Source organism: Paracoccus sp. C2R09, from assembly GCF_018860625.1.
Lineage (GTDB): Bacteria > Pseudomonadota > Alphaproteobacteria > Rhodobacterales > Rhodobacteraceae > Paracoccus.
This window is the reverse complement of record NZ_JAHKQB010000029.1, coordinates 556745-581787: the sequence shown is the minus strand read 5'-3', so window position 1 is coordinate 581787 and position 25043 is coordinate 556745. Positions and strand designations below refer to the sequence as shown.

General features: G+C 62.1%; 22 protein-coding genes and 1 pseudogene. 9 read left to right on the top strand and 14 right to left on the bottom strand.

Translation table 11 applies throughout. The features are described from left to right. The first annotated feature begins 126 nt into the window (after positions 1-126). Positions 127-1389, top strand: a complete 1263-nt coding sequence (locus KO490_RS14675; protein WP_216020125.1) for a glutamate-5-semialdehyde dehydrogenase — start codon at positions 127-129, stop codon at positions 1387-1389. Between the two features lie 4 nt (positions 1390-1393). Here KO490_RS14675 and KO490_RS14670 read toward each other — a convergent pair whose 3' ends face one another. Further along, entirely contained in the window at positions 1394-2017 is a 624-nt protein-coding gene (locus KO490_RS14670; protein ID WP_216020124.1) for a histidine phosphotransferase family protein, read from the bottom strand. Positions 2018-2056: 39 nt separating this feature from the next. On the opposite strand from KO490_RS14670, the gene KO490_RS14665 reads away from it, so the two are divergent. The 4 genes from KO490_RS14665 to KO490_RS14650 all read left to right on the top strand — a co-directional run bounded on the left by KO490_RS14665 (position 2057) and on the right by KO490_RS14650 (position 6336). Then, positions 2057-2236, top strand: coding sequence for a DUF3553 domain-containing protein (locus KO490_RS14665; RefSeq protein ID WP_216020123.1), 180 nt, complete (start codon positions 2057-2059; stop codon positions 2234-2236). A gap of 147 nt (positions 2237-2383) precedes the next feature. After that, the gene (locus KO490_RS14660) at positions 2384-3163 is read left to right on the top strand and encodes a GNAT family N-acetyltransferase (protein WP_216020188.1); all 780 of its coding nucleotides are present in this window, start codon (positions 2384-2386) and stop codon (positions 3161-3163) included. Next, positions 3160-3996, top strand: coding sequence for a 1-acyl-sn-glycerol-3-phosphate acyltransferase (locus tag KO490_RS14655; RefSeq protein ID WP_216020122.1), 837 nt, complete (start codon positions 3160-3162; stop codon positions 3994-3996). Before KO490_RS14660 ends, KO490_RS14655 begins: the two co-directional genes overlap by 4 nt. 63 nt (positions 3997-4059) lie before the next feature. After that, entirely contained in the window at positions 4060-6336 is a 2277-nt protein-coding gene (locus tag KO490_RS14650; protein ID WP_216020121.1) for an adenosylcobalamin-dependent ribonucleoside-diphosphate reductase, read from the top strand. A gap of 387 nt (positions 6337-6723) precedes the next feature. Here KO490_RS14650 and KO490_RS14645 read toward each other — a convergent pair whose 3' ends face one another. The 3 genes from KO490_RS14645 to KO490_RS14635 all read right to left on the bottom strand — a co-directional run bounded on the left by KO490_RS14645 (position 6724) and on the right by KO490_RS14635 (position 8595). Continuing rightward, positions 6724-7320: a LysE family translocator gene (locus tag KO490_RS14645; protein WP_216020120.1), complete on the bottom strand. Its 597-nt coding sequence runs from the start codon at positions 7318-7320 to the stop codon at positions 6724-6726. Beyond that, positions 7320-7721, bottom strand: coding sequence for a DUF2000 domain-containing protein (locus tag KO490_RS14640; RefSeq protein WP_216020119.1), 402 nt, complete (start codon positions 7719-7721; stop codon positions 7320-7322). The genes KO490_RS14645 and KO490_RS14640 overlap by 1 nt, the downstream gene beginning before the upstream one ends. A gap of 67 nt (positions 7722-7788) precedes the next feature. After that, positions 7789-8595: an AraC family transcriptional regulator gene (locus tag KO490_RS14635; protein WP_216020118.1), complete on the bottom strand. Its 807-nt coding sequence runs from the start codon at positions 8593-8595 to the stop codon at positions 7789-7791. Between the two features lie 565 nt (positions 8596-9160). On the opposite strand from KO490_RS14635, the gene KO490_RS14630 reads away from it, so the two are divergent. Next, a complete protein-coding gene (locus KO490_RS14630) occupies positions 9161-11635 on the top strand; it encodes an AAA family ATPase (RefSeq protein WP_252727193.1) in 2475 nt (824 codons plus the stop codon). Next, positions 11632-12936 (top strand): McrC family protein, encoded by a 1305-nt coding sequence (locus KO490_RS14625; protein ID WP_216020117.1) that lies wholly within the window; start codon positions 11632-11634, stop codon positions 12934-12936. Before KO490_RS14630 ends, KO490_RS14625 begins: the two co-directional genes overlap by 4 nt. A 693-nt stretch (positions 12937-13629) precedes the next feature. On the opposite strand, the gene KO490_RS14620 is transcribed toward KO490_RS14625, so the two are convergent. The 10 genes from KO490_RS14620 to KO490_RS14575 all read right to left on the bottom strand — a co-directional run bounded on the left by KO490_RS14620 (position 13630) and on the right by KO490_RS14575 (position 22251). Continuing rightward, positions 13630-14565: a 3-keto-5-aminohexanoate cleavage protein gene (locus KO490_RS14620; RefSeq protein WP_216020116.1), complete on the bottom strand. Its 936-nt coding sequence runs from the start codon at positions 14563-14565 to the stop codon at positions 13630-13632. 3 nt (positions 14566-14568) lie between these two features. Beyond that, complete coding sequence (locus KO490_RS14615; RefSeq protein WP_216020115.1) at positions 14569-15594, bottom strand: branched-chain amino acid ABC transporter permease; 1026 nt, start codon at positions 15592-15594, stop codon at positions 14569-14571. Further along, on the bottom strand, positions 15591-16454 hold the full coding sequence (locus tag KO490_RS14610) for a branched-chain amino acid ABC transporter permease (protein WP_216020114.1): 864 nt from the start codon (positions 16452-16454) through the stop codon (positions 15591-15593). Before KO490_RS14610 ends, KO490_RS14615 begins: the two co-directional genes overlap by 4 nt. A 1-nt stretch (position 16455) precedes the next feature. Continuing rightward, complete coding sequence (locus KO490_RS14605) at positions 16456-17163, bottom strand: ABC transporter ATP-binding protein (RefSeq protein WP_216020113.1); 708 nt, start codon at positions 17161-17163, stop codon at positions 16456-16458. After that, complete coding sequence (locus KO490_RS14600) at positions 17156-17884, bottom strand: ABC transporter ATP-binding protein (RefSeq protein WP_216020112.1); 729 nt, start codon at positions 17882-17884, stop codon at positions 17156-17158. The genes KO490_RS14605 and KO490_RS14600 overlap by 8 nt, the downstream gene beginning before the upstream one ends. Before the next feature lie 53 nt (positions 17885-17937). Next, positions 17938-19158 carry an ABC transporter substrate-binding protein gene (locus tag KO490_RS14595; protein WP_252727192.1) on the bottom strand — a complete coding sequence of 407 codons (1221 nt, stop codon included), beginning with the start codon at positions 19156-19158 and terminating at the stop codon, positions 17938-17940. A gap of 109 nt (positions 19159-19267) precedes the next feature. After that, positions 19268-20197, bottom strand: a complete 930-nt coding sequence (locus KO490_RS14590) for a 3-hydroxyacyl-CoA dehydrogenase family protein (protein WP_216020110.1) — start codon at positions 20195-20197, stop codon at positions 19268-19270. Positions 20198-20200: 3 nt separating this feature from the next. Then, complete coding sequence (locus tag KO490_RS14585) at positions 20201-20998, bottom strand: SDR family NAD(P)-dependent oxidoreductase (protein WP_216020109.1); 798 nt, start codon at positions 20996-20998, stop codon at positions 20201-20203. A 3-nt stretch (positions 20999-21001) separates the two neighbouring features. Continuing rightward, positions 21002-21346: a cupin domain-containing protein gene (locus KO490_RS14580; protein ID WP_216020108.1), complete on the bottom strand. Its 345-nt coding sequence runs from the start codon at positions 21344-21346 to the stop codon at positions 21002-21004. Between the two features lie 68 nt (positions 21347-21414). Next, positions 21415-22251: a cyclase family protein gene (locus KO490_RS14575; RefSeq protein ID WP_216020107.1), complete on the bottom strand. Its 837-nt coding sequence runs from the start codon at positions 22249-22251 to the stop codon at positions 21415-21417. Between the two features lie 213 nt (positions 22252-22464). On the opposite strand from KO490_RS14575, the gene KO490_RS14570 reads away from it, so the two are divergent. Both KO490_RS14570 and KO490_RS14565 read left to right on the top strand, forming a co-directional pair. Then, positions 22465-23226 carry an IclR family transcriptional regulator gene (locus KO490_RS14570; protein ID WP_216020106.1) on the top strand — a complete coding sequence of 254 codons (762 nt, stop codon included), beginning with the start codon at positions 22465-22467 and terminating at the stop codon, positions 23224-23226. 260 nt (positions 23227-23486) lie between these two features. After that, a pseudogene (locus tag KO490_RS14565) lies at positions 23487-24717 on the top strand (transposase); the annotation flags it as partial. Positions 24718-25043: the final 326 nt, after the last annotated feature.

Below are 25043 nucleotides of genomic sequence, written 5' to 3'. Positions count from 1 at the left end.
AGCCCCGTCAACCGCGCCATTCCATCCTTTCCCTGCATCGGAAAACGACCCTCGCATCGTCCGAAGGACGACGCTAGAAGGGTGCCCGACCGGACTTTCCGGTCGATTTGCAATTGGGGAAAGACGATGACCACATCCGATGCGCAGCAGTTGATCGTGACCTTGGGCGAAGCGGCCCGCATGGCCGCAATCGAGCTTGCGCAGGCCCCAGCACCGCAGAAGACGCAGGCTTTGAACGCGGCGGCGGATGCCCTGCTGGCCGACAAGGCGGATGTGATCGCAGCCAATGACAAGGATATCGAATTCGCCCGCGAGAAGGGCCTGAGCGACGCAATGCTGGACCGCCTGCGGCTGGACGATGCGCGGATCGAAGCGATCGCGGCGTCCCTGCGCGAAGTGGCGGCACAGGACGATCCGGTGGGGCAGGTGATCGCGGAATGGGACCGTCCCACGGGCCTGCATATCCAGCGCGTCCGCACCCCCATCGGGGTGATCGGCGTGATCTATGAGAGCCGTCCGAACGTCACCGCGGATGCGGCGGCGCTGGCGCTGAAATCCGGCAATGCCGTGATCCTGCGCGGCGGCAGCGAGAGCCTGAACAGCAGCAGCGCGATCCATGCCTGCATGGTCAAGGGACTGCGCGCGGCGGGCCTGCCGGAAGCCTCGGTCCAGATGGTGCCGACGCGCGACCGTGCCGCGGTGTCTGCGATGCTGGGCGCGCAGGGGCTGATCGACGTGATCATTCCGCGCGGTGGCAAGGGGCTGGTCGGTCTTGTCCAGGCCGAGGCCCGCGTGCCGGTCTTCGCCCATCTGGAAGGGATCTGTCACATCTATGTCGACGCGGCCGCCGATCCGGAAAAGGCGCGGCGCGTGGTGTTGAACGCCAAGACGCGGCGCACGGGCATCTGCGGCGCGGCCGAATGCCTGCTGATCGACCGCGCCTTCCTGGCTGCGCATGGGGATACGATCCTGCGCGACCTGATCGACGCGGGCGTCGAGGTGCGCGCGGCGGACGAGCTTGCCCGGACGCAAGGCACCGTTCCCGCCTCGGAGGACGATTTCGGCAAGGAGTTCCTGGATATGATCATCGCCGCCAAGCCTGTCGACGGCGTGGATCAGGCCATTGCCCATATCCGCCGCTTCGGCAGCCAGCACACCGAATCCGTGCTGACCGAGGATGACGCGGTTGCCGCCCGCTTCTTCGCGGGGCTCGACAGCGCGATCCTGATGCGCAATGCGTCGACCCAGTTCGCGGATGGCGGTGAATTCGGGATGGGGGCCGAGATCGGCATCGCCACGGGCAAGATGCATGCCCGCGGCCCGGTGGGTGCCGAGCAGCTGACAAGCTTCAAGTATCTGGTGACGGGCGACGGGACGGTCCGCGCCTGATCCTTCAGAAGGCGATCTCGCCGCCGGACTGGTCGAACTCGGCCACAAGGCGGCGGTTCTCGGTGCGGGCCAGCTCGGCCAGCAACGGGAACTGAACCTCGGACGGGGCGGCTTCGCGGCCCTGTCCGACCGACAGCCACGCCCACAGATCGGCATCCAGCCGCGCCCGGTCGCATTCCGCGATCAGCCGCCAGCCCGGCGCATTTCGCAGCACCAGCACCCGGCCGCCCCAGGGCATCACCGTCTCGAGGCACAGCAGCCCCAGCATGACCATGCGTACCTGCGGTCGCGCGAAATCGCCCTCTGCATCCAGCTGGACCCGAAGGCGCCCCTGTGCCGAGATCCCGTCGACCAGCTTCTGCAGCTCGGCGCGCGGGACGCGCTGATCCTCCTGCGCGGTGCCGAAGGCCATGCGGAAGGCCTGAATGCGGTTGCGGGCCGATGCGACGGCTTCGGCGATCAGGCGAATCTCGGGGCTGTTGCCGATATCCGGAAAGTCGGGCGACATCTCCAGCAGTTCGACCCCGTTTCCGATCGCGCCCAGGGGCGACACGAGGTCGTGGCAGAGGCGCGATCCCAGCAGGGCCGCAAGTTCACCAGCCCGGGGCGCCGTTGTCACATCGGACATGTTGGATTACCTTTCACTTGAACCCTCGGAGCGAATGTCGTGAATGAAATACTCGAGCCCGGAATGATCGTGCGCCACCCCGACGCCCCCGAATGGGGCGATGGCCAGGTGCAATCCCGCATCGGGGACCGCATCACCGTGAACTTTACCGAGGCGGGCAAGCAGGTTCTGGACGGCAGGCGCGTGGCATTGGCAATCGTTCGCTTCGATGATCGTTAACCTTTTGTTATCGTTAATTCATGGTGCAACTTGCGGTTGTCACAGGCAAGGGCAACTTCGTTAATCCTGCTGGATTGTTGCAATGAGGTGCCACGCCCCCTAGACAGGCCGGGCACAGGTCAATCCCCAGGGGTCCCCTTGAACCGCATCGATACAAGCTTCTTCGAGATCCGTCTTGCCAGCGATCCCCAGGACCTTCTGGCCGCGCAGCGCCTGCGCTATCGCGTCTTCGTCGAGGAACTGGGCGGCACGGGACCGATGGTCGATCACGACGCCCGGCTGGAACGGGACGAATTCGACGACGTGGTGGATCACCTCTGCCTGATCGACACCCGCCGGGACGCGGCCGAACTGGATCATGTCGTGGGCGTCTATCGCCTGCTGCCCGGTGACCGGGCCGCCAGCTTCGGGCGGTTCTATTGCGATGGCGAATACGATCTGGGGCCGCTGCGCGATTGCGGCCGCCCGCTGCTGGAACTGGGCCGGTCCTGCGTCGATCCCGAATATCGCGGCGGGTCGGGCATGTTCGTCATGTGGAACGCGCTGGCCGATTACGTGCTGGACCACGGGATCGAGATCCTGTTCGGCGTCGCCAGCTTTCACGGGACGGATGCGCAGATACTTGCGCCCTCGCTCAGCTGGCTGCACCACAAGCATCTGGCCCCGCCGGAACTGCGACCCCGTGCGCGTGACGAGGGTTTCCAGAGGATGGACCTGATCGCGCCCGATGCCATCGACCGCCGAGAGGCGTTGGTCGCGATGCCCGCCCTGATCAAGGCCTATCTGCGGCTGGGCGGTCAGGTGGGCGAGGGGGCCTTCATCGACCGCGAATTCAACACCACGGACGTGTTCCTGCTGATGGACACGGCCGCGATGTCGGCCAAGCACCGGCAATTCTATGAAAGCCGCTGGCAGCAGGCGACATGACACCCGCGACCTGGCGCGAGGGCGAGCCGATCGCGCTTCGCCGTCCCCGTGGCCCGCGCGACTGGCTGCGCGTCCTGCGGCGCGGGCTGCCCGCCATCGCGGTCCTGCTGATCGGCGTCATCCTGATCCTGCCGCTGCGCGCGGTCGAACGTCTGTTCCACGGACCTCGCCGCCCGTGGACCGGTCCGCATGTCCAGGTCGTCTGCCGCCTGGTCCTGCTGGCCATGGGCATCGGCTGGCGGCGCGAAGGTGTGCCGATGCAGGGGCCCGGCGCGGTGGTGGCGAACCATTCCAGCTGGCTCGACATCCTGGTCTTCAACGCGGCGATGCCGGTCTTCTTCGTCAGCAAGGCCGAGGTTGCGGGCTGGCCGGGCATCAACATCCTGACCCGCGTGACGAACACGCATTTCGTGACGCGCGATCCGCGGCTTGCCCGGCAGCAGGCGCAGGAATTCGCAGCACGCATCCGTGCGGGGCACAGGCTTCTGTTCTTTCCCGAAGGCACCTCGACCGACGGGCGGCGCGTGCTGCCCTTCAAGCCGACGCTGTTCCAGGGGTTTCTGGACCCCGAGCTGCCCAAAGGGTTGGCAATCCAACCGATCAGTGCGTCCTATCACGCGCCTGACGGTCAGGATGCGCGGTTCTATGGCTGGTGGGCGGACATGGCGCTTGGGCCGCATCTGCTGGCGGTTCTGTCGGTGCCCCGCCAGGGTCGCGTGACGGTCCGCTTGCATGCGCCCTTGCCGATCCGGGCCGAGACGCGGAAGACCTTGGCCGCTAAATCCGAGGCCGCGATCAGGAAGGGCTTGACCGACTCGACCGCCCGATGCTGACTTGAGACCCGTTCGATACCGCATATCGTGTTTCCCGTCCTTGTCGCCACAAAGGAACGTCCGATGACCCGCTTTGCCGCCCCTATCGCCGAACAGATCTGGGACATGAAATACCGGATGAAGGATGCCGAGGGGCAGCCGGTCGATACGGGGGTCGAAGACAGCTGGCGGCGGGTCGCGCGCGACCTTGCGCGGGTCGAGAAGGACCCCGCCGCATGGGAGGAGAAATTCTTCCACGCGCTGGAGGATTTCAGGTTTCTGCCCGCCGGTCGCATCCTTGCCGGGGCAGGCACCGGGCGCACCGTGACGCTGTTCAACTGCTTCGTCATGGGCACCATCCCCGACAGCATGGGCGGCATCTTCGACATGCTGAAGGAGGCCGCGCTGACCATGCAGCAGGGCGGGGGCATCGGCTACGACTTCTCGACCATCCGGCCGCGTGGGGCGCTGGTCAAGGGCGTGGCGGCGGATGCCTCGGGGCCGCTGTCCTTCATGGATGTCTGGGACGCGATGTGCCGCACGATCATGTCGGCGGGCAGCAGGCGCGGCGCGATGATGGCCACGATGCGCTGCGACCACCCCGATATCGAGGCGTTCATCGAGGCCAAGCAGGACAGCGCGCGCCTGCGCATGTTCAACCTGTCCGTGCTGGTGACCGACGATTTCATGGAGGCGGTGAAGGCCGACGGATCCTGGGATCTGAAGTTCGACGGGCAGACCTTCCGCAGCCTGCAGGCCCGCGATCTGTGGAACCGGATCATGCGGGCGACCTATGATTATGCCGAACCGGGCGTGATCTTCATCGACCGGATCAACAAGGCGAACAACCTGCATTACGCCGAAACCATCGCCGCCACCAATCCCTGCGGCGAACAGCCCCTGCCGCCCTATGGCGCCTGTCTGCTGGGGTCGGTGAACCTTGCGCGGCTGGTGCGCGATCCCTTCACCGATGCCGCGCGGCTGGATCCCGATGCGCTGGACGATCTGGTCCGCACGGCGGTGCGCATGATGGACAACGTGGTGGACGCATCGCGCTTTCCGCTGGAACAGCAGCTGGCCGAGGCGCAGGCCAAGCGCCGCATCGGGCTGGGCGTCACCGGCCTTGCCGATGCGCTGCTGATGCTGGGACTGCGGTACGGTGCCGATGACGCGGTCGCGCAGACGCGGGTCTGGATGAAGGCCATTGCGCGGTCGGCCTATCTGGCATCGGTCGATCTGGCCAAGGAGAAGGGGGCGTTTCCGCTGTTCGACGCGGATGAATTCCTGCGTTCGGGCTTCATGTCCAGGATGGACCCGGATGTGCGGGACGCCATTGCCACGCATGGCATCCGCAACGCGCTTCTGACCAGCATCGCGCCGACGGGCACGATCAGCCTCTATGCCGGGAATGTCAGTTCCGGGATCGAGCCGGTCTTCGCCTATGCCTACAAGCGCAAGGTCCTGCAGAAGGACGGCACGCGGACCGAGGAGGAGGTCGTCGATTATGCCGTCCAGATGTGGCGCGACCTCAGGGGCGACGCGCCCCTGCCGGATTACTTCGTGAACGCCCAGACGCTTGCGCCGCGCGATCATGTCGCCATGCAGGCGGCAGCGCAGGAATGGGTGGACAGCAGCATTTCCAAGACGATCAACTGCCCCGAGGATATCGATTTCGAAGCGTTCAAGGACGTCTATCTTGCGGCCTGGGACCTGGGCTGCAAGGGTTGCACGACCTATCGCCCGAACGATGTCACGGGCAGCGTCCTGTCGGTCAGCGAAACGACCGAGAAAACCCCCGAGGCCGATCAGGGCGCCGATGTCGTCTACCTGACCGAGCCGCTCGACCGTCCCGCCGCGCTGGAGGGGTCGACCTACAAGCTGAAATGGCCGGATTCGGCGCATGCCATCTATATCACCGTGAACGACATCGTGCAGGGCGGCCATCGCCGCCCGTTCGAAGTGTTCATCAATTCCAAGAACATGGAGCATTACGCTTGGACCGTCGCGCTGACGCGGATGATCTCGGCGGTGTTCCGGCGCGGGGGCGATGTCAGCTTCGTGGTCGAGGAGTTGAAGGCCGTCTTCGATCCGCGCGGAGGGGCCTGGATGAAGGGGCGCTACGTCCCTTCGATCCTTGCCGCGATCGGCGGCGTGATCGAGCGGCACATGATCGCCACCGGTTTCCTTGCGGGCGAGGGGCTTGGCCTGAAATCCGATCCCCAGGCCGATCCCCAGTCCGAGGCAATGGCCGTGGGCGATGCCCCGCGCGGCGCGGCATGCCCCGCCTGCGGCGAGTTCGGCATGCGCATGGTCGAAGGCTGCATGACCTGCCCCTCGTGCGGCCATTCGAAATGCGGATGAGGGGCGTCGATCAGGGGGCTATTGTGGCGTGCCACGCGACATGACCTAACCGTCTCACAAGGTCATTTCGGCTGAGATGATAAAGAAACGGCCTCGGGGAGTACCCGAGGCCGTTTGCATGTCCGGTTGTGGAGACGCTGCCAGTATTTTTGCTGGGCAGCAGGCCAAATCGACCTCCGTTGCGCATCGTGTGATCGTATGAACGAAGGCAGACGCAGCAAGTGAATGCGGTTCCGCGTCCATCCGATCGTAGCTTGTCAGGAGCGGCCCTGAGCCGCCTTCCACCCACCACGCCGATGCTGCGCCGCAGCTTCACCAGAACGGTCATTCATCCACGGCGCAGCATTTTCGGAGGGTGAAGGTCGGCAGAGCGGACAAAGCGGACAGTTAGGGTGCGGCTTGCACCAGCATCCCCGCGACCGACAAAGCGAGGATCAGTGCCATGATGCCGTTGAACACACGCATCTGGCTTTGACCGATCCGAGCTCCGCCCCATGCCCAAGCTGCTAGGGACAACCAGCAGATCGCACCAAACAGGATGGTGAAAACAGCCATTCCGGTGGTGCGGTCCTCTAGTGGCAGCACGAAGGTCGAGATTGATGAGAACACCGCAAGCCAGGCTTTCAGGTTAAGCCCCTGCACCACGACCCCGGACCAGAAGCCGGGAATCCTGGGGTCACTGTCCGCAGGGTTTCCGCCACCGCCACGAAGCAGCCCGCATGCCATCCACAAGAGATAGGCGGAACCAGCAAGGGTCATCGGCCCTGCGAGTGCCAAGACCCACTCGGTTCCGATCAGCATCCCGCTTCCGACAATCACAAGCAGCGCGAGGAAGCTGGCGGTCGCACCGCTTACGAAGCGCAGAGCCCGTGGCGCTCCATGCGTCGCGCCCGTCATTGCGCCGATGATATTGACCGGCCCCGGCGTCGCCGAGGACGCGAGCGCAAAGCCGCACATGGCCAACAGCGTCTCCAGCGGCAGCATCAGCGTAACAACGGCAGGCTACCACAGATCCGGTCCACAGCCTTTCGAGGCCCGGCCAGCAGGATTGCCTGCGGCGCGTGACCCGCCAGCGGCGCAGCAGCGATGCGCGCGGAATAATCCGCATAGTCGTGGGCCTCGAAGGCCGCGCGCATGTAAGCCAGCCGCAGCGGAAGGTCAGATGCAGCGGCAAACAGCGTCGGCAGGTCGGCCGCCGAGGCATCGAGCACCGGGAGCGCAACCGTCGTGATCCCGCCCAGCACCTGACCGTCCCTCGTGGTGGTGTTGGCACCGACCAACTCGGGGCGCAGTTGCCCCAAGCTCATGCCCAGGACGGCGGCGAAATTGGCCTTCAGGCCGGTGGGCAGGGTTTCGTCCAAAATGAGAACAGGTTTCTGTGACATAGCTGTATCCTTTTTGGGACCTTCCATGTCACACCGGTTGCCAGGTGGGATTGGACGAAATTGACCTTCAGTGCCGGATCAGAGCGCCCGGCGTCACACCGTAGTGGCGACGGAACTGCCGGATCAGATGCGCCTGATCGCAGAACCCGGCAGCAATGGCTGCCTCGGCGGCAGGCGTGCCGTCCAGCAGCAGGCGGCGTGCCAGGTCGACGCGCGCCCGCAGCACATGGCCATGCGGTGTCAGGCCCGTGGCTCGGGTGGTGCTGCGGATCAGGTAGGACGGATTTAATCCAACCTGCTCGGCCAGATCGGACAGGCTCAGGCTCTCACCGTCCGCGACACCGGCCTCGATCCGCTCCAGCAGGGCGCGAATGGCAGCGGGTTCGCGACCCGACTGCCGCAATTCAGCACCGCCGTAATGCGCGAAAGCCTGTGCCAGCACCGCATGTACAGCCTCTTCAGCCTCCAGTCGGCCAGCATATTCTGTCGGATTGTTGAGGCTCCGCGACAGCCGCGCCAGCGCCCTCGTCAGCCTTAACCCTCGATCCTGTGGAGCGATCTCGGCAAAGCCCCGCAAGTCACGCAGACCGAGCACCGCGCGCACCGCCGTCTCCGGAGCATAAAGCATATTGTATCGCACACGACCTGCCGCTGCGCGGCCGGTATGGGGTTCATCGGGGTTCATAAGCGACAGCGACCCGGCGGGCAGCACCATGCTTTCACCCCGGCATTGGTATCCACCCGCGCCCTCTCCGATCGCACCGATGGCAAAGCCTTCATGAGCGTGGCGGGCGAAAGTCTGATTGCTGAATGAGGCTTCAAAAAGTTCGATGCCGTGAAACCAGCCCAGATGGTGATAGCGATTGCGCTGCATAGAGACGCTATATAGTCGGTCCACCTCACCGTGAAAGGCCTTTTTGGGCTCGAGGGAGACATGCGGCGCTGCGGCATGCCCCTTCGTCTTGGCGCATCAGGTTTGCGGGCGCTGACGGCCCGTTGCGGACCTTCACGCCAGGCGCCGGGCATGACCGGTCGCGGCCCAAAGCCGCCCTTCGCGCTTGGTGCAGGTCACCAGCAAACACCTAGCCGAATTTGCAGGGGGAGAAACGCGTAGTGTCGGTGACCAGCTCGAAGCAATAGGGCTGGAGCCTATTCCCTTATCGCCAGCGGGTAGGGGGCGTGTGTTTCTGCGCGCCGACGTGCCCCGTGGTCCTGCAACACTGAGGCATCATTCCCCGAATGCCCATCGAGATGTCGCTTGGCCGGAACCTGAGTGCAAATAACTCAGCAGAAGGCGTCTTCCATTTCCGATCCCAAATGTTGAAAGTCTGTTTATCAGATGTCTCTGTGTGCCGCTGCTCACCGGTTACGCTTGAAGCCGCAAGCCAAGCGGGCATCGCAGGTCATTGAAAGCAAGAATTCGACTATGGGATGAGTTGTTGAGAGAAATTGAATTCAAGACTTGGCTTGGCGAGCAAGGCCAGTCGCCTCAAGCAGCATCTTCCCGGGTTAGCAGTGCCAAGCGGGTTGAGAGTTATTTGGGAGATCTGGATGAACTCTTCTCCTCACAAGACAAGGAGGAAATCCTCGAGCAGTTTGCTTACAGCGCTGAGGATGAGCGTGAAAAACGGCCCAATCCGTCGCCCGTTCCAATCGATGGCGTGCTGAGAACTGGTCTGGCCAGCATACGGCAGGCTCTTCAGCTCTACCACGCGTTCTGGGAGGGCAAGCAGCCCGCGCCCGGTGAACTGGATACGGAGGCTGCTGCAGACCGCCTGTCGCGCGAGAAAATCGAAGCCGCTATGGACGCCTTTGATTTGCGTGAAACTTCTGAGTTCGAAGCCACGTTTTCCGCGTTCAAAGTGCCTACAAGGTACTGGGTCAGGTCAACCAAGTCGCGATCACAGAAAGCCTATCCTACCAAACCAATTGTGGGCTTTCTGAGTGGGAAGATCTCCAAGAATTTGAATGGCGGATGGAGTCAATCGTCAGCTGCGGCTGCCCAATTGCACAAGGCTGGATTCGTGATCGTCGACAAGGATGATCAGCCTTTGCCGCTACCTGACGAGTATGCGCACCTGATGCGAGGCGCGGAGCGCGCTAGGCTCGTTGCTCTTAACTACTTCATTGAGCCATCTCGGGAGGCCGGGCTGCGTAGCGTTACCATCCGAGCGGGCGCTCTGCATGATCTGTGTGGTCTTGAGAGAAATTGGGCAAACGTCTGTCAGGCCCTAGAAGGGGATAAATTCCGGTCTCTGGCCCGTGTATCCGCCCCGACGATCAAGGGTCCATCCAGAAGTACGACAACAGAGTTCACCTTCGAGCTTGAGCCCCGGCTGGGCAGTAAAGGGGATGATATGCGAGCTTCAGCAAGCACAGTGGCACAAACGCTGATCCTTTACGGGCCACCGGGCACCGGGAAAACGTTCAGCACTATGGCCGAATCCGTCCGTCTGTGTGGAGAGGCGGTGCCAGAAGACCGTGACGATCTGATGGTCACGTACCAAGGTTTGTTGGCTGCGGGGCGGATCGAGTTTGTCACGTTCCATCAGTCCATGGCATATGAAGAGTTCGTCGAAGGGCGGCAGCCTATGACCGGGACGGATGAGGGTGGCGGTACTTCAACGGCCGGGTTCAGGCTGGAAACCGTTCCGGGCATTTTCCGTCGCATAGCGAAACGGGCCGAGACCAGTCGAGGGCGATCGTCAGCAGAGGAGGCTGTGCGTCTTGGCGACCGTCAGGTTTTCAAGATGTCGATCGGCGAAGCGAGCAATCCTGAAGAAGCGCATCTTTTCGAGGAGGCAATCCAAGGTGGTTATACCCTCTTGGGATTTGAGGACATCGATTGGTCGGATGAGAAGTTTGCGAGCCGCCAGGCCATCATCGAAGCTTGCAAGGCCCAAGGCGAACACCATGCCAGCGTGGATGCGCGCTCAGGTGTTGTGCAGATGCCTTTCAAGTTTAGGAATGAGGTCAAGGAAGGCGACCTTGTAATCGTTTCGAAGGGCAACTTGCTGTTTCGAGCTATCGGAGTGTTTACAGGGGAATACGAGTTCGCTCCACGTCCGGAAGGCGACTATGCCCATCGCCGAGCTGTGCGTTGGCTTTGGGTCGACCGAGACGGGGTTTCCGTTGCCGAGATCTACTCCCGCAAGTTTTCCCAGAAATCGATCTATACGATTGACGTAGTCGAGCTCAATGTACCGGCCCTTGAGCGCTACATGAACAGCCAGCAAAGCGATGGCCCGTCGGAACCCGAGCCCTTTGTCCTGATCATCGACGAAATCAACCGCGCGAATATTTCGAAGGTTTTTGGGGAGCTGATCACGCTGCTCGAGCCGGATAAGCGACTTGGCCAACCAAACGAGATCAAGGTGCGTCTGCCGTATTCCGGGGACGACTTTGGTGTTCCGTCGAACCTGCATATCGTTGGCACGATGAACACCGCAGACCGCTCTATTGCCCTGCTCGATACGGCACTCCGACGACGCTTCACCTTTCGTGAGCTCATGCCCGATGGGAAGCATCTTGACGATGCCGGGGCCCGCACCGGGATCGATTTGGCGCTCCTTCTAACGACGATCAACGAGCGGGTAGAGTATCTCTATGATCGCGATCACCAGATAGGGCATGCCTACTTTACCGGCTGCCAGACGCTAGCTGACGTGGACGAGGTGATGCGCCACAAGGTTATTCCTCTGCTGGCCGAATACTTCTTCGAAGATTGGGCCAAGATTGCTGCAGTCCTGGGAGATCTGGAGACCCATGAAGCGACCATCGAAGGCGGTTTCCTCAAACGCTCGGTTCTGAAAGCACCGCCGGGGCTCGACAACGGCGAAGCAATGCCTCGTTTCCGATGGGCTGTCCGTAGCGCTGCGGAGGGCTTTGATTACTCCAGATTGCTTGGGTCATGATCCGCCGCACGCTCCGTGAGTGGCAGCGCATCGGCTATGGTGATGACGAGGCGACCATCCCACAGGCAGAGGCCGATCGCATTGCCGTGGTCGCAGCGCGTTCCGCATTTGCCGGGCGCGGTGGGGAAGGTGTTCTTGAACACGGTCGCAAGGCGTTGCGTGCGCGGGGGGTGGTGGGCGTGATCGCTGCGCCGGGGTGTCAGTTGGAGATTCTTCCAAAGATAGAAGGCCTTGGGGAGCATGAGGCCACTGACGATGCGCTCCGTCGCCGTCTGATCCACATGCTGGCAGTAGTCCATGATTTGCGCATCGATACTGGTGCCATGACGCAGCTTGGTTGGCAAAAAGACACTGTTCTGGAACTGCTTATCCGACTCTTCTGCACGCGCCTTCTGGAGGCGGTGCGCATGGGGTTGCCGCGTCGATACTTGGAACATGCCGATGACCTTACTGCGCTCCGTGGGCGGCTTGACCTCACCCGGCAGTTTTCACGTCATGCGGTTTCGCCGCAAAGGCTTGCTTGCAGTTATGATGAACTGTCGTTCGACAGTCCGCTGAACCAGGTTATGCGCGCGGCAGTTTCCCGATTGCAGCGGCTGGCTCAGGCTGCCGACAATCAGAGGCTGTTGCGCGAAATTGAATTTGCGTATTCGGACGTGACCCGTGTTCCTGTCGCCGCGCTGCGTTGGGATCAGATCACTTTGGACCGGACAAACCAACGTTGGAGTGAACTCCTATCGTTCGCTCGCTTGCTTCTTACCGACAGGCATCAGCAGACGAGCGCAGGCGCCATCGACGGTCATGCGCTTTTGTTCGAAATGAATGCGCTGTTCGAGCAGTACGTTGCCAAATTGCTGACCAGGGCCCTGTCAGGCAGCGGGTACCGTGTCTCAGCGCAAGGCGGCCACCGAGACTGCTTGTTCGAAGAGTGTACAGGGCGCTTTCGGACTAAGCCGGACCTCATCATTCGCCAAGGCGATCGGACCGTGCTTGTCATCGACACCAAGTGGAAACGGATGTCCCCTCGCATTGACGATCCGAAGCAGGGTGTCAGTCAGGCTGATGTGTATCAGTTGATGGCTTACAGCCAACTCTATCAGTGCCCGAACGTAATGCTGCTCTACCCACATCACGGCGATTTGCCGCCCGATCCAATTCGCACCTGCTATGCTATCGCCAATGCAGGTGCGAAAGAAAACCTGGTTGTCGCCACTCTAGACGTAACAGGCCCGTCGCGTACGCATGTACAGGCCCTTGAGGCGTTGGTTCAAAGTGTGCTGTCAAAATCCGAGGCTGCGTAGCTCGCAGCGTTTAATCACTGCCTGAGTGCAATGTGTAGCTGCGGAGCATGTGGCTCCGCAGCGCGGGACATTACGGCACCGTTGCGGTCATTCTTTCTGAAATTTTGGAGCAAATCGATGCGACATCAGAACTCTTAATCATTGATTTATAAGGATAATTTTGCGGATGGTGAGTAATGTTGCTTGGTACGCCACAGCTATGGCGGATCAGGCGACATGACCTAAACGTCTCAAAAGCTCATTCTGGTTGAGATAATAGATAATGGCCTCGGGGGAGTACCCGAGGCCGTTTGCATGTCTGACCGTGGCGACGCCTGGTGGTGTTTGCGGGGGCAGCATGCCGAGGAAGAAGGTCGAGCTTCACTACGTGTATTGCGATCGTAGTAGGGAAGGCAGACGAAGTGAGCGGATGCGGTTCCCCGTATATCCGATCTTGGTTCGTCCGAAGATTACGGCCCTGAGCCGACTTCCGACGTCCTCGTAGCGAACGGCCGCCGCGAGCCCATAGCTGCCTTGGCTGATCTACGTGTTGTCGGACGCGCACCAGATGTGCTGGCGTCCTCGGCCGGCGCTATATTTTGACCGCCATCAAGCTTGTCCACGAACTGAAAACTGCACTCCCGGGGGGGAAGCCCGGGTGAAATGCAGCAAAAGGGGCCGGCTGAGCAGCCCTTGTGGTAATGGCGGCCTTCTTCAGAAATTGACCCTATCGCCGCCTTTCAGCGCAAGTATTTCCCGCGCCTCGTCCGGCGTGGCGACTTCGCAACCGAGATCCTCGACGATCCGGCGGATCTTGGCGACCTGCTGGGCGTTGCTTTCGGCCAGCTTGCCACGCGAGATGAACAGGCTGTCCTCCAGACCGACGCGCACATTGCCACCCATCTGGCTCGCGGTCGTGGCGAGGGTCATCTGCGCGCCGCCTGCGCCCAGAACAGACCAGCGGTAATCGTCGCCGAACAGCCGGTCGGCGGTGCGTTTCATGAACACCAGGTTATCGACCTCGGGTCCGATGCCGCCGAGAATGCCGAAAATGAACTGGATGAACACCGGTGCCTTGAACAGGCCGATATCCATGCAGAATTTCAGATTGTAGAGGTGGCCGACATCATAGCACTCATGCTCGAACTTGATGTCGTGCGGGGCCAGCGTATCGGCGGCTTCCTTGATGTCGCGGAAGGTATTGCGGAAGATGTTGCCGTCGGAATTGGCGACGTAGTCCTTCTCCCAGTCGAATTTCCAGTCGTCATCCTTGAAGCGATTGGCGAGCGGGTGGAACGAGAAGTTCATGCTCCCCATGTTCATCGAGCACATTTCTGGGCTGAAGGTCTTGGCCGGCGTTATCCGGTCCTGGATCGACAGAGACAGCGAACCACCCGTGGAGATATTCAGCACCGCATCCGTCGCCTGCTTGATCCGCGGCAGGAAGGGCTGGAAATCCTTGACGTCGACCGACGGCGCGCCGGTCTCGTTGTCTCGGGCGTGCAGGTGCAGGATCGACGCACCGGCCTCGGCTGCCGCGACGGCTTGCTGTGCGATATCGTCATAGGAATAGGGCAACGCGTCCGACATGGTGGGCGTGTGGATCGCGCCTGTGATGGCGCAGGTGATGACGGTTTTCTGACGTGCCATGGGTCAGTCTCCTTTGGTGTGGTCCGCAATCACGACGCGGTAGCCGAGTGGGAAGAGTTGCAGATTGAAGCGGTGCCGGATGAAGCCCCAGATGCCGTGCGGCGCCTTCAGCATCACCACGATGGCAACAAGGCCGAGGACCATCAGGTAGATGGTGCCAAGATCCGCCAGCGTTTCACGCAGCAGGAAGAAGACCAGCGTGCCTATGATCGGGCCCTCGATGGTGCCGATCCCGCCGATGACGACGATGAAGATCACGAAGGCGGTCCAGTCGTTGACGCTGAACGCTGCGTCGGGGGAGATGCGTAGCTTCTGCAGGAAGATCAGCGCGCCGATCACGGCCGTCAGGCCGGAGGTGACGACATAGACGAAGAACTTCGTCCGCCAGATGTCGATGCCGAGCGAGGCCGAGGCCAACTCGTTGTCGCGGATCGCGGTCAGCGCCAATCCCTTGCGCGAACGCAGCAGCAGGTAGACGGCGGTGACGACGATCAACGCCGCGCCGAGTGCCAGCCAGTAGCTGAGCGCCTCGCGCGCCGAGCGATCAGCGGCCATGGAGCGCACGATATCGGTGGGCAACGAGGTGCCGGAGCCGCCACCCAGTGCCGAAACCTGTGCGAAGACCAGCCGGAAGACCTCGGCCACGACCCAGGTGCCGATGGCGAAATAGGCACCCCTCAGGCGGAATATCAACGCCGCGACGGGGATCGAGATCAGCGCGCCGAGCACGCCTGCCAGGGCAATGGCAACCAGCGGGGGCAGACCTGCGAATATGGTCAGCGCGAACAGCATGTAACCGCCGAAGCCGACATAGGCCTGCTGTCCGACCGACACCAGCCCGGCATAGCCCGCCAGCAGGTTCCACAGCGAGGCCAGCGCGAGGTAGAGAAAGACCTCGCCCATCAGCCGCAGGTCGGCCCGGCCTGCCCAGTACGGCGCGGCGATCAGGATCACGACGATCAGAGCACCCAGCACGGCGGCGACCTTCGCGGCGTTGGAGGTACGGCTTACCCGGATATCTGTGTTCATCCGCTGATCCTCGGGAATAGGCCGTTGGGGCGCACGGCAAGAATGACGAGAAAGGCGATGTGGCCAGCTAGAAGCTGCCAGCCGGGGTTGATCGTCGCGCCCACGGTCTGGGCCACGCCAAGGATGACCCCGCCGACAAGTGTGCCCCAGAGGTTTCCAAGCCCACCGATGATCACTGCCTCGAAGCCGAAAATGAGCCGCCCGCCACCGACCGAAGGGTCGAAGCTGGTGCGGATGCCCAGCAGAATGCCCGCGACTGCCGTCACCGCGAGCGCAAGCGCCATGGCAAGCCCGAAGACATGGCGCTTGTTCAGCCCCATGAGCTGAGCGATGTCCTGGTTGTCCGACGTGGCGCGAAAGGCGCGGCCCAATGGCGTGCGATAGAAGGTCCATTGCAGCGCCGCGATGACAGCGACTGCGATGGCGAAGGTCAGCAGCGGCAACAGTCCCAGGGACAGCGGGCCGAGCGCGACCGAGGCGGTTTCGAGCACGCCCGCGTCCATTTTCTGCGGATCGGCCGAATAGCCCTCCAGCAGAGCGTTCTGGATGATCACCGACAGGCCGAAGGTGACAAGCAAAGGCGGCAGGATGTCGTCGCCCAAGGTATGGTTCAGCACCCCCCGTTGCAGCACATAGCCGATCCCGGCCATCACCGGCACCACGACGATCAGCGCCACCAGCGGGTGCACCCCCAGCACGACGGTCGTGGTCAGCCCCAGATAGGCGGCCAGAACGATCAGATCGCCATGCGCGATATTGACCAGCCGCATCACTCCGAAGATCAGCGACAGCCCGGCAGCAAAGAGCGCATAGAGCCCCCCCAGCAGGATGCCTTGAACCACTGCATTCACGAAATCCATGTCATTCCACTCCGAAATAGGCGCGTGCGATGTCTTCGCGCGAAACGGCGTCGGACCTGCCCTTAAGCGACACCCGACCCTCTTGCAGGCAGTAGACACGGGACGACACGGCAAGCGCCTTGGTGATGTCCTGCTCGACGATTACCGCGCTCATGCCGCCGCCGACGATGCCGGGCAGTGCCTTGTAGATGTCGCGGATGATGACCGGCGCGAGGCCGAGGCTGATTTCGTCGAACATGATCAGATCGGGGTTGGCCATCAGTGCCCGGCCGATGGCGACCATCTGCTGCTGACCGCCCGAAAGCGAGGTCGAGGCCTGCGCCTTGCGTTCCTCCAGGATCGGGAAGAGGTCATAGACCCTGCGCAGGTTCCACGGGCCCGCGCGATTGACCCTCCCGCCGATCATCAGGTTCTCCTCGACCGAGAGCGAGGGAAAGAGCTGTCGGCCCTCGGGCACCATGGCGAGGCCCATTTTCGCCACCACGTCTGGGCGCGCATTGCCGATCGGCCTGCCGCGATAGGTGATCTGCGACGCCTCGTTCCCGATCAGCCCGGCGATCGAACGCAGCAGCGTCGTCTTGCCGGCGCCGTTGGCCCCGATGATGGCCAGGACCTCGCCCTCGTTGACCTCCAGGTCGACCCCGTAAAGCGCCTGGAAATCACCATGGAAGGCATTGAGGCCCGTGAGTGTCAGGATCGGTTCAGGCATCGGCTTCAATCCCCAGATAGATTTCCTGCACTTCCGGGCTCTCCATGATCGCCCGGGGTTCGCCCTCGGCGATCTTGCGGCCGAAATCGATCACGATCAGCCGCTCGACCACCGCCATCAGCGCATGCACCACATGTTCGATCCAGATGATCGAAACGCCGCTGGCGTGGATCGACTTGATGGTGGCGATCAGCGATGTGCATTCCGCCTCGGTCAGCCCGCCCGCGATCTCGTCAAGCAAGAGAAGGCGGGGCTTGGCGCAAAGCGCGCGGGTCAGTTCAAGCCGCTTGCGGTTGAGCAGGGTCAGCCCGCCGGCGCGGTCGTTGGCCTTTCCTAGAAGCTCGGTCTGGTCAAGCACGTCGAGGCAGAGCCGCTCGGCCTCGCGCCCGGACAGTCCGGCTGACTGCGTGGCCGCCACCATCGCATTCTCGAACACCGTCATATGGGTGAAGGGCTGCGGAACCTGGAAGCTGCGGGCGATGCCGGCGCGTGATCGGCGCGCGGCACTCATGCCGGTAATGTCCTCGCCTTCGAAGCTGATGCGCCCGCTGTTTGCCATGAGCGTGCCGGTGATCAGATTGAACATCGAGGTCTTGCCGGCACCATTGGGACCGAGGACGCCAAGCGCCTCGCCTTGTGCCAGCCCATAGCTGAGGCCGTCAGCAACGGTTACGGCGCCGAAGGATTTCGATACGCCGTCGAGTTGTAGGATCTGCGCCATCGGGGCCTCCCATCGGCGATGTCGGGCGGCGGCATTTGCCGCCCCTTGGGGGGTCAGAGAAGTTTCAGCTCACCGGTAAGCGGAATGTCCGGTGCCGCGGAATTGGCCACGATCTTGAGATCGAAGGCATCGCCTTCTTTCTGCCACTGGCCGGCGACCAACGGCGTCTTGGTGACGTTGTCGATCGGTCCGTTCGACCAGTCGACCGGGCCGACGATCGTGTCGAGCTTGGTCTTCGGGATTGCCGCAGCGATCGATTCGTAGTCATCCAGGTCCTCGGCGCGCCTGACGACATCCGCCACGACTTCGAACAGCGCATGCTTGAAGCCGATGGGCTGGGTCCAGGGGCGGCCCGAGGCGGCGGCATAGCCCTCGGCCAAATCCTTGGAGCTGGCGCCGGTCAGCGACGAGCTGAACGGATGGTTGGGCGACCACCAGACCTCGGACGAGAGGCCATCGCCGCGATTGCCGAGCGACTCGATTGCCGAAGGGAAAAGCAGCGCCTTGCCGATGGTCACGATCCTGGGTCTGAAGCCCTGCTGCGCCGCCTGCGACCAGAAGGTGGCAAAGTCGGGCGCGATCATGTTGCCGGTCACGATCTCCGCGCCGGCGTCCTTGAAGGCGTTGATGTAGTTCGAGAAGTCGTCGGTCAGCGGCTGATACCGCCCGGGATCGGTCAGGGCGTAGCCGGCGGCGGCCAGCGGCTTGGGCATGCCCAGCTCGGCATCGCCCCAGGCATTGCCGTCAGCGTCGTTCGGAAACAGCCCCCCGACCACCTTCGTCACGCCGGACTGGCCCCACATGTCGAGGAAGACCCCGATCACATCCTCCAGCCCCCAGAAGAAGTGATAGGTATAGTCGAACCCTCTGCCCGGCACGCCGTTGCGGCCGAAGAAATAGGGCTGCCAAGGGCAATCCGTGGTGATGCAGGGCACCTCGTTGATCTCGGCCTGGTCCGAGACCGGGTTCACGGTGTCGGGGGTGGACGCGGCGACGATGATGTCGACCTCGTCACCGAGGATCAGGTCGGCAGCCACTTCGGCGGCGCGGTTCGGGTTGGACTGGCTGTCCTTCGAGATGATCTCGATGTTCCAGGTCTTGCCGTTGTTTTCGACACCGGTGTTGAAGTGGTCCTGGATGGCAGCCAGCACATAGTCATCTGCCTCGGCGAACCCGGCCAGCGGCCCGGTGCGCGGGCTGACATGACCGACTTTCAATGTCGGGGTCTGCGCGTAGGCGCGGGTTCCGCGCAGGATCGCCGGGGCGGCCAGCATCGCGGCGGAACCGGTCAGGAACCGACGACGTGTGGGGGTCAGCAGCTTTATCATGGTTTTCTCCTCCTCCCGGCCTCCCCGCCGGGTTTGATCCGAAATCAGGTCAGTTTCAGTCGTCGAGAATGCCTCCGAGCCGGGTCAGGTGACGGCCCACGCGGGCGCGCACCGCATTGGCTTCGTCTTCCGTCCATTTGCGGAAGCCTTCACCGGATTTCATGCCCAGCTTACCATCCTTCACGAGCTGCTGGAGATAGGGTGACGGGCCTTGCCGGCTTTCGAGGTCGAACAGCACGTTTTCGTGGATATCCAGCGTCAGGTCGGTGCCGACAAGATCGGCGTTTTCCAACGGGCCCAGCACGGCCAGCCTGCGGCCAAAGCAGGACTTCACAACCGTATCGACCGCTTCCGCATCGCAGATGCCGCGTTCGACAAGGCTCACCGCCTCGCGCCAAAGCGCGTGTTGCAGGCGGTTGCCGATAAATCCCGGCACGTCCTTCTCCACCATCACCGGGGTTTTCCCGGCGCTGGCCAACAGGGCCATCATCCGGTCGGCGACCTCGCCGTCGGTCCACGTGGTCTTGATCACTTCGACCAGCGGGATCAGGTGGGGCGGATTCCACCAATGGGTGCCAAGCGCCCGTTCGGGGTGTTTCAGTCCGTCCATGATCTTGGTGATCTGGATGACCGAAGTGTTGGAAGCCAGCACCGCCGCGACGGGTGCATGCGCTTCGACATCGGCGAAGATCTGGCGCTTGAGGTCCAGCTTCTCCGGCGCGGCCTCGAAGATGTAATCCGCTTTGCGAACGGCCGACGCGACCGACGAACACGGTTCGATCATCTTCGATGTACGAGCGATCTCGTCATCCTCGGCACCCATCACCCGCAGACTGTCGGATATCCGCTTCGGGGCGGAATTCAGCGTCTCGGCATGCGGGTCGGTGATCGTCACACAATGTCCGGCGCGCGCCAGGGTCAGCGCGATGCCGTGCCCCATAAGTCCGGCACCGATGACCGCGATCTGCTGCTTGTTGGAAATCATTGTTCAGCCCGCCGTATAGCCACCGTCGGCATAGAGAATATGCCCGGTGTAGAAATCGGATGCCTTGGAGGCGAGGAACAGCAGCGGCCCGGCAAGGTCTTCCGGCTCACCCAGGCGACCCTTGGGCACACGTGCGAGGAAACCATCGCGCACCGCCTTGGCCTTTTCGTCGTCACCGAACATCCAAGCGGTCAGCGGCGAGCGGAAAACGGTGGGTGCCATGGCATTGACCGTGATGCCGGTGGGGCCAAGCTCGCAGCCCAGTGCCCTCACGATGCCGTCGGTCGCGGCCTTGGAGGCGCAATAGGCCGTGTAGCCCGCCGGATGGCCCAAAAGCCCGCGCGCCGAGGAGACCAGCACGATCTTGCCACCTTCGCCCTGCGCCTTCATCTGCCCCGCAGCGGCACGCGCCAGCAACCAGCTTTGCGTGACATTGGCGTCCATCACGGATTCGAAGGTTTCGGGCGCCATGTCGTTGATCAGCGCGACCTTGTTCATGCCCGAGGCGACGACGAGAATGTCGAGCCGCCCGTAAGCCTCGACCGCCCGTGCCACGAGGCCATTGCAGGTTTCCTCGTCGGCGGGGCGTTTGTTGATCGCCGTCACTTCGGCGCCCATGCCGCGGCACTCTTCGGTGATTTCGTCCAGTGCGTCCTGGTTGCCGGCGACAAGCACCAATTTGCAGCCCGCCCCGGCGAGGACACGCGCCGCGACCATGCCGAAAGCGCCCGACGCCCCGGTGATCAGCGCCACCTGGTTCTTGACGTCGAACATCGAGAGGGGATTTGCCATCGCGTTCATGCCTCAGACCTCCGGGGGATAGGGAATGACGACCAGCATCTTGCACGTGTCATTGATGCGGTTCTCGATCCTGCGGACCTCGTTTGGCGGGATGGTGCAACTGTCCATCCGACCGAGCACGGTTTCCTCGCCCTCCACGATCACCGTCATCTCGCCTTCGAGCACGACATAGACCTTCTCGTAGGGCGTGCTGTCCGGGCCCGCGCCGCCGCCAGGCAGGAACTGGCTGAATCCGATCCACTGATTTGTCGGTCCACCTTCCTCGAACCCCTGAAGCCTCAGCCCATGGCATTCGAAATGATTGGGGGCGGTATAGGTCTGCGCATCCTCGAAACGTTTTACATGCATGGCGTCCTCCCTCGCACTCGCATCGTGAAAAGAGGCCGCCGATCTCCCGGCGGCCAGTCAGGGAGCGTTCAGAACTCGGAACCGTCATCGATGCGGAAGTTCTGCGACTTGTCGATCATCGCCACGAGGCGGATGATGCAGCCGTCGCCGCGGTCCCAGTTCCACGGGAAGAAGGCAAAGGTGCAGCGCTTTCCGGTCACGGCATCAAGATCGCCGCCGACGTTCTCGATGCCCAGGATGCCGTTCTTGAACAGGATGTTGTGCACAGGCTCCCACTCGGGGAAGTCGTCTTTCCAGTCGTTGCCGCCGGACCATTCCTTGTATTCCTGTTCCAGATGCGGCAGCAGTGGTCCGTTGCGCTGCGGGCCGATCGCGGTGGCCAGCGGGTGGTCGTTGGCCTGGGTGTCATGTCCCACGACCTTGATACCCTTCTCGACCATCCATTCGCCGGCCGAAGCCACGAGACCCGGGCAATAGGCGAAGTAGTCGCCGTCCTCATAGTCATGGTGCCAACCGGTGTTGATGATCAGGACGTCGCCCTTGCGGATGGCGTGTCCGCAGGCCTTTTCCAGATCCTCACCGGTGATGGGCTCCCACTTCTTCTTCGGGATGGACACGACGATGCCGGTGCCGAAGAAATGCGGCAGCGGCACCTCGTCGATGAAGGGCGTGCCCTGCACCACATGCGCCGGTGCGTCGATGTGGGTGGTCGCATGCATCGTGGTGGTGATGCGCTGGCTCAGCACGCCGGATTTGGCCATGTAGTGGATACGTTCGATCTTGGTATCCTGAAAGTACGGCCAGTTCGGGTTCTGGAACCCGAAGCGGTGACTGAGATTGTAGAACTCCAGCCCCATGTCGTTATTGGTATTTTCCTGAAACTCGATCCCGCGAATTTCGACCATCGGATGCACCTTCTCTGTTCACCGGCCAAGGACCGGTGTCGGATTGAATGTCTATGCAGGAAGCTCCTCCTCCCGTCCCGAATTACGGTACATAAGTCCACGATACGGTCAATCAAAACCTATAATTCGGTTGATCTGCACCGCATCGCGGTACATAACGATCTGAACTGCGAAGCAAGCAATGAGTACTAAAGCGAAAGGTAAATTCCTCTAATGATTAAGAATAATGACGGAAAGGACCGGTCAGGAATTCAGGTTATTGCGCGGGCCGCCGCCATCCTGCGCGTACTCAAGGAGGAACGAAGCGGGCTCAGCCTTGGTCAGATCGCGCAGCGCGTCAACTTGCCCCGCTCTACGGTACAGCGAATCACGGGTGCCTTGTCCGCAGAGCGGTTCGTCATGCAGGACCCCAATGGCGGCGGTATCCGGCTTGGCCCGGAACTGGGTGCATTTGCCGAAGCGGCGAACTTCAACATCGTGGAGCGATGCCGCGCGATCCTGAACGAAGTAACCCAGAAGACCGGTGAAACCACGGATCTCGCGGTGTTCCGCAATGGCGGTATGATCTTCCTTGATCAGGTGCCCGGCTTGCACCGTCTGCGCACCGTGTCGTCCGTCGGTGATATCTTTCCGCTGACCACCACCGCCAATGGCCGCGCCTGCCTTGCGCTGATGCCGGAAGAGCAGTCGCGGCAGCTGATCAACCAGGAAACCGCGGGTGGATCGACAGATGGTGATCTACAGGCATTGCTGGGCAGGCTGGAAGATATTCGCGCGAACGGTCTGGCCTATGATCTTGACGAACACACCGCCGGCATTTCCGCCATCGGATTTGCATTCCGTGACCTGAGCGGAAGTTACCACGCGATTTCGGTACCGGTACCGACAATGCGTTTCGCAGACATAAAAACGCGCTTGGAGCTCGCATTGCATGAGGCACGGGACAAGGTCCGGGCAGAGTTTTCGTTCGAATAACAAGTGTAGCAAGTCGGATCACGCGTGCCCCGCGCGTTCGTAGGTGATGTGACTGTTCGATGCACCCTTCATACGAGAGCGGCTTCTGATTTTTTGTACCATTCGAATGGCGGCATCAATTGGTATGCACCGGCAGGATGGCACGCGGCGAATGCCCAGAATCCGCAATTTATGACCGGCGGTTCGTAGCGGAGACAATATTGGACCCCCGCAGCAATCGGCTGAATTGTCCGCTCTGTAGACCTCAACTCTTCGAGAACCGTCTCATCCACCTCTTTCTCGATGAGCTCAATCCTCTTGCGCTTGGGTTCGGACGTTGTGTGCCTGTCCGACCCGGTCGTCCGGGCTGCCATCCATCCTGCTGAAGCGCTTCATCTACGGCTAGCTGAACCGGATCCCACCCAGCCTCCGTCTGGAACACGAGGCACGTTGCAATCTCGAGCTGATGTGGCTGACCAACCGCTTGGTGCCCGACCACAAAACCATCTCTGACTTCCGGCGGGGCAATGGCCCAGCCATCCGCAGGACATGCGCACGGTTTGTCGAACTTTGCCGCCGGATCGGCGCGCTTAAGGGGGGTGCGTTGCCATCGCAGGCACCAAGTTCAAGACAGTGAACAACCGCGACCACGACTTCACGAAGAACAAGATTGCCATCCGTTAGGGCCGCACCCGGCAGGAGATTGCGCGACTGAAGACGATGCAGAAGGCTTTGGCCGACGCACCCGGTGGGCAGATTTCCCTAACCGATCCCGGTGCCCGCGCCATGACGACCAGCGCCCGGCATGGCGGCATGGTCAACTACAATGTGCAGACAGCGGTCGGTACCGAGACGCATCTGGTCGTGGCACACGAAGTTACCAATCAGGGTTTTGCTCGCGACCAGCTCGGCCCAATGGCGACCGCCGCCAAGGAAGCCCTTCCGCGCGACGGACTGCATGCCATCGCCGGCAAAGGGTATTTCAGTGGCGCTCAGATCCTAGCTTGCCATCAGGCGGGGATCACCACGACCATGCCGCGCCCGTAAACCTCGGGCAGCCGGGCCAAAGGTATGTATGCGAGGGCCGATTTTGCCTGTAACCCTGCACACGATGTCCATGTCTGCCCGGTGGGTGAAGAATTGATTGACCGCTGCACCCGAGGGGAAGGCGGGCTGCGGGACGGTCGCTACTGGACCAACGCCTGTCAGCATTGTCGGGTCCCGCACCGCTGCACCAGTGGCAACGAACGCCGGATCACTCGATGGGACCATGGGCATTTGCTCGATGCGATGTACGAACGGCTGAGCGGGGACGCGAACCCGATGACCTTGCGCCGTTGCACGGTCGAACACCTGTTCGGCACGATCAAAGCTTGGATGGGGCACACCCGTTTCCTGACGCGGGGGCTAAAGAATGTCAGAACCGAGATGGCGCCTAATGTTCTGGCCTGCAATATGAAGAGAGTGGTCGCGTTGATCGGCGTCCGGCGCCTGATGCAAGCCATTCCGGCCTGTTTGGGTAGCCGCCAGAGGATCAGGCGCTGCATTACCAGACCGTCATGCGCGCTCAGGGATGATCTGCGGCAGCTCAAGACGAGCAGCGCGAATAAGTTGGATCAGGAAGCTCGCGTCGACGGGTTTGCACACAGACCCTGACGGACACGTTGATCGATAGTCAGGGCAGGAAGCCGCTGAATCGACGGTGACGCATTCTTGCGTACAGGCACTTCTGGCGTGCCTAGGTCAACTTGCGAAACATGGGTGCCGCGCAGATGAGTAAGAGCTGGGTAGGCCACGAAGGTCATTGATTATGAAGGTTTGTTTCAATGCGATGCGCC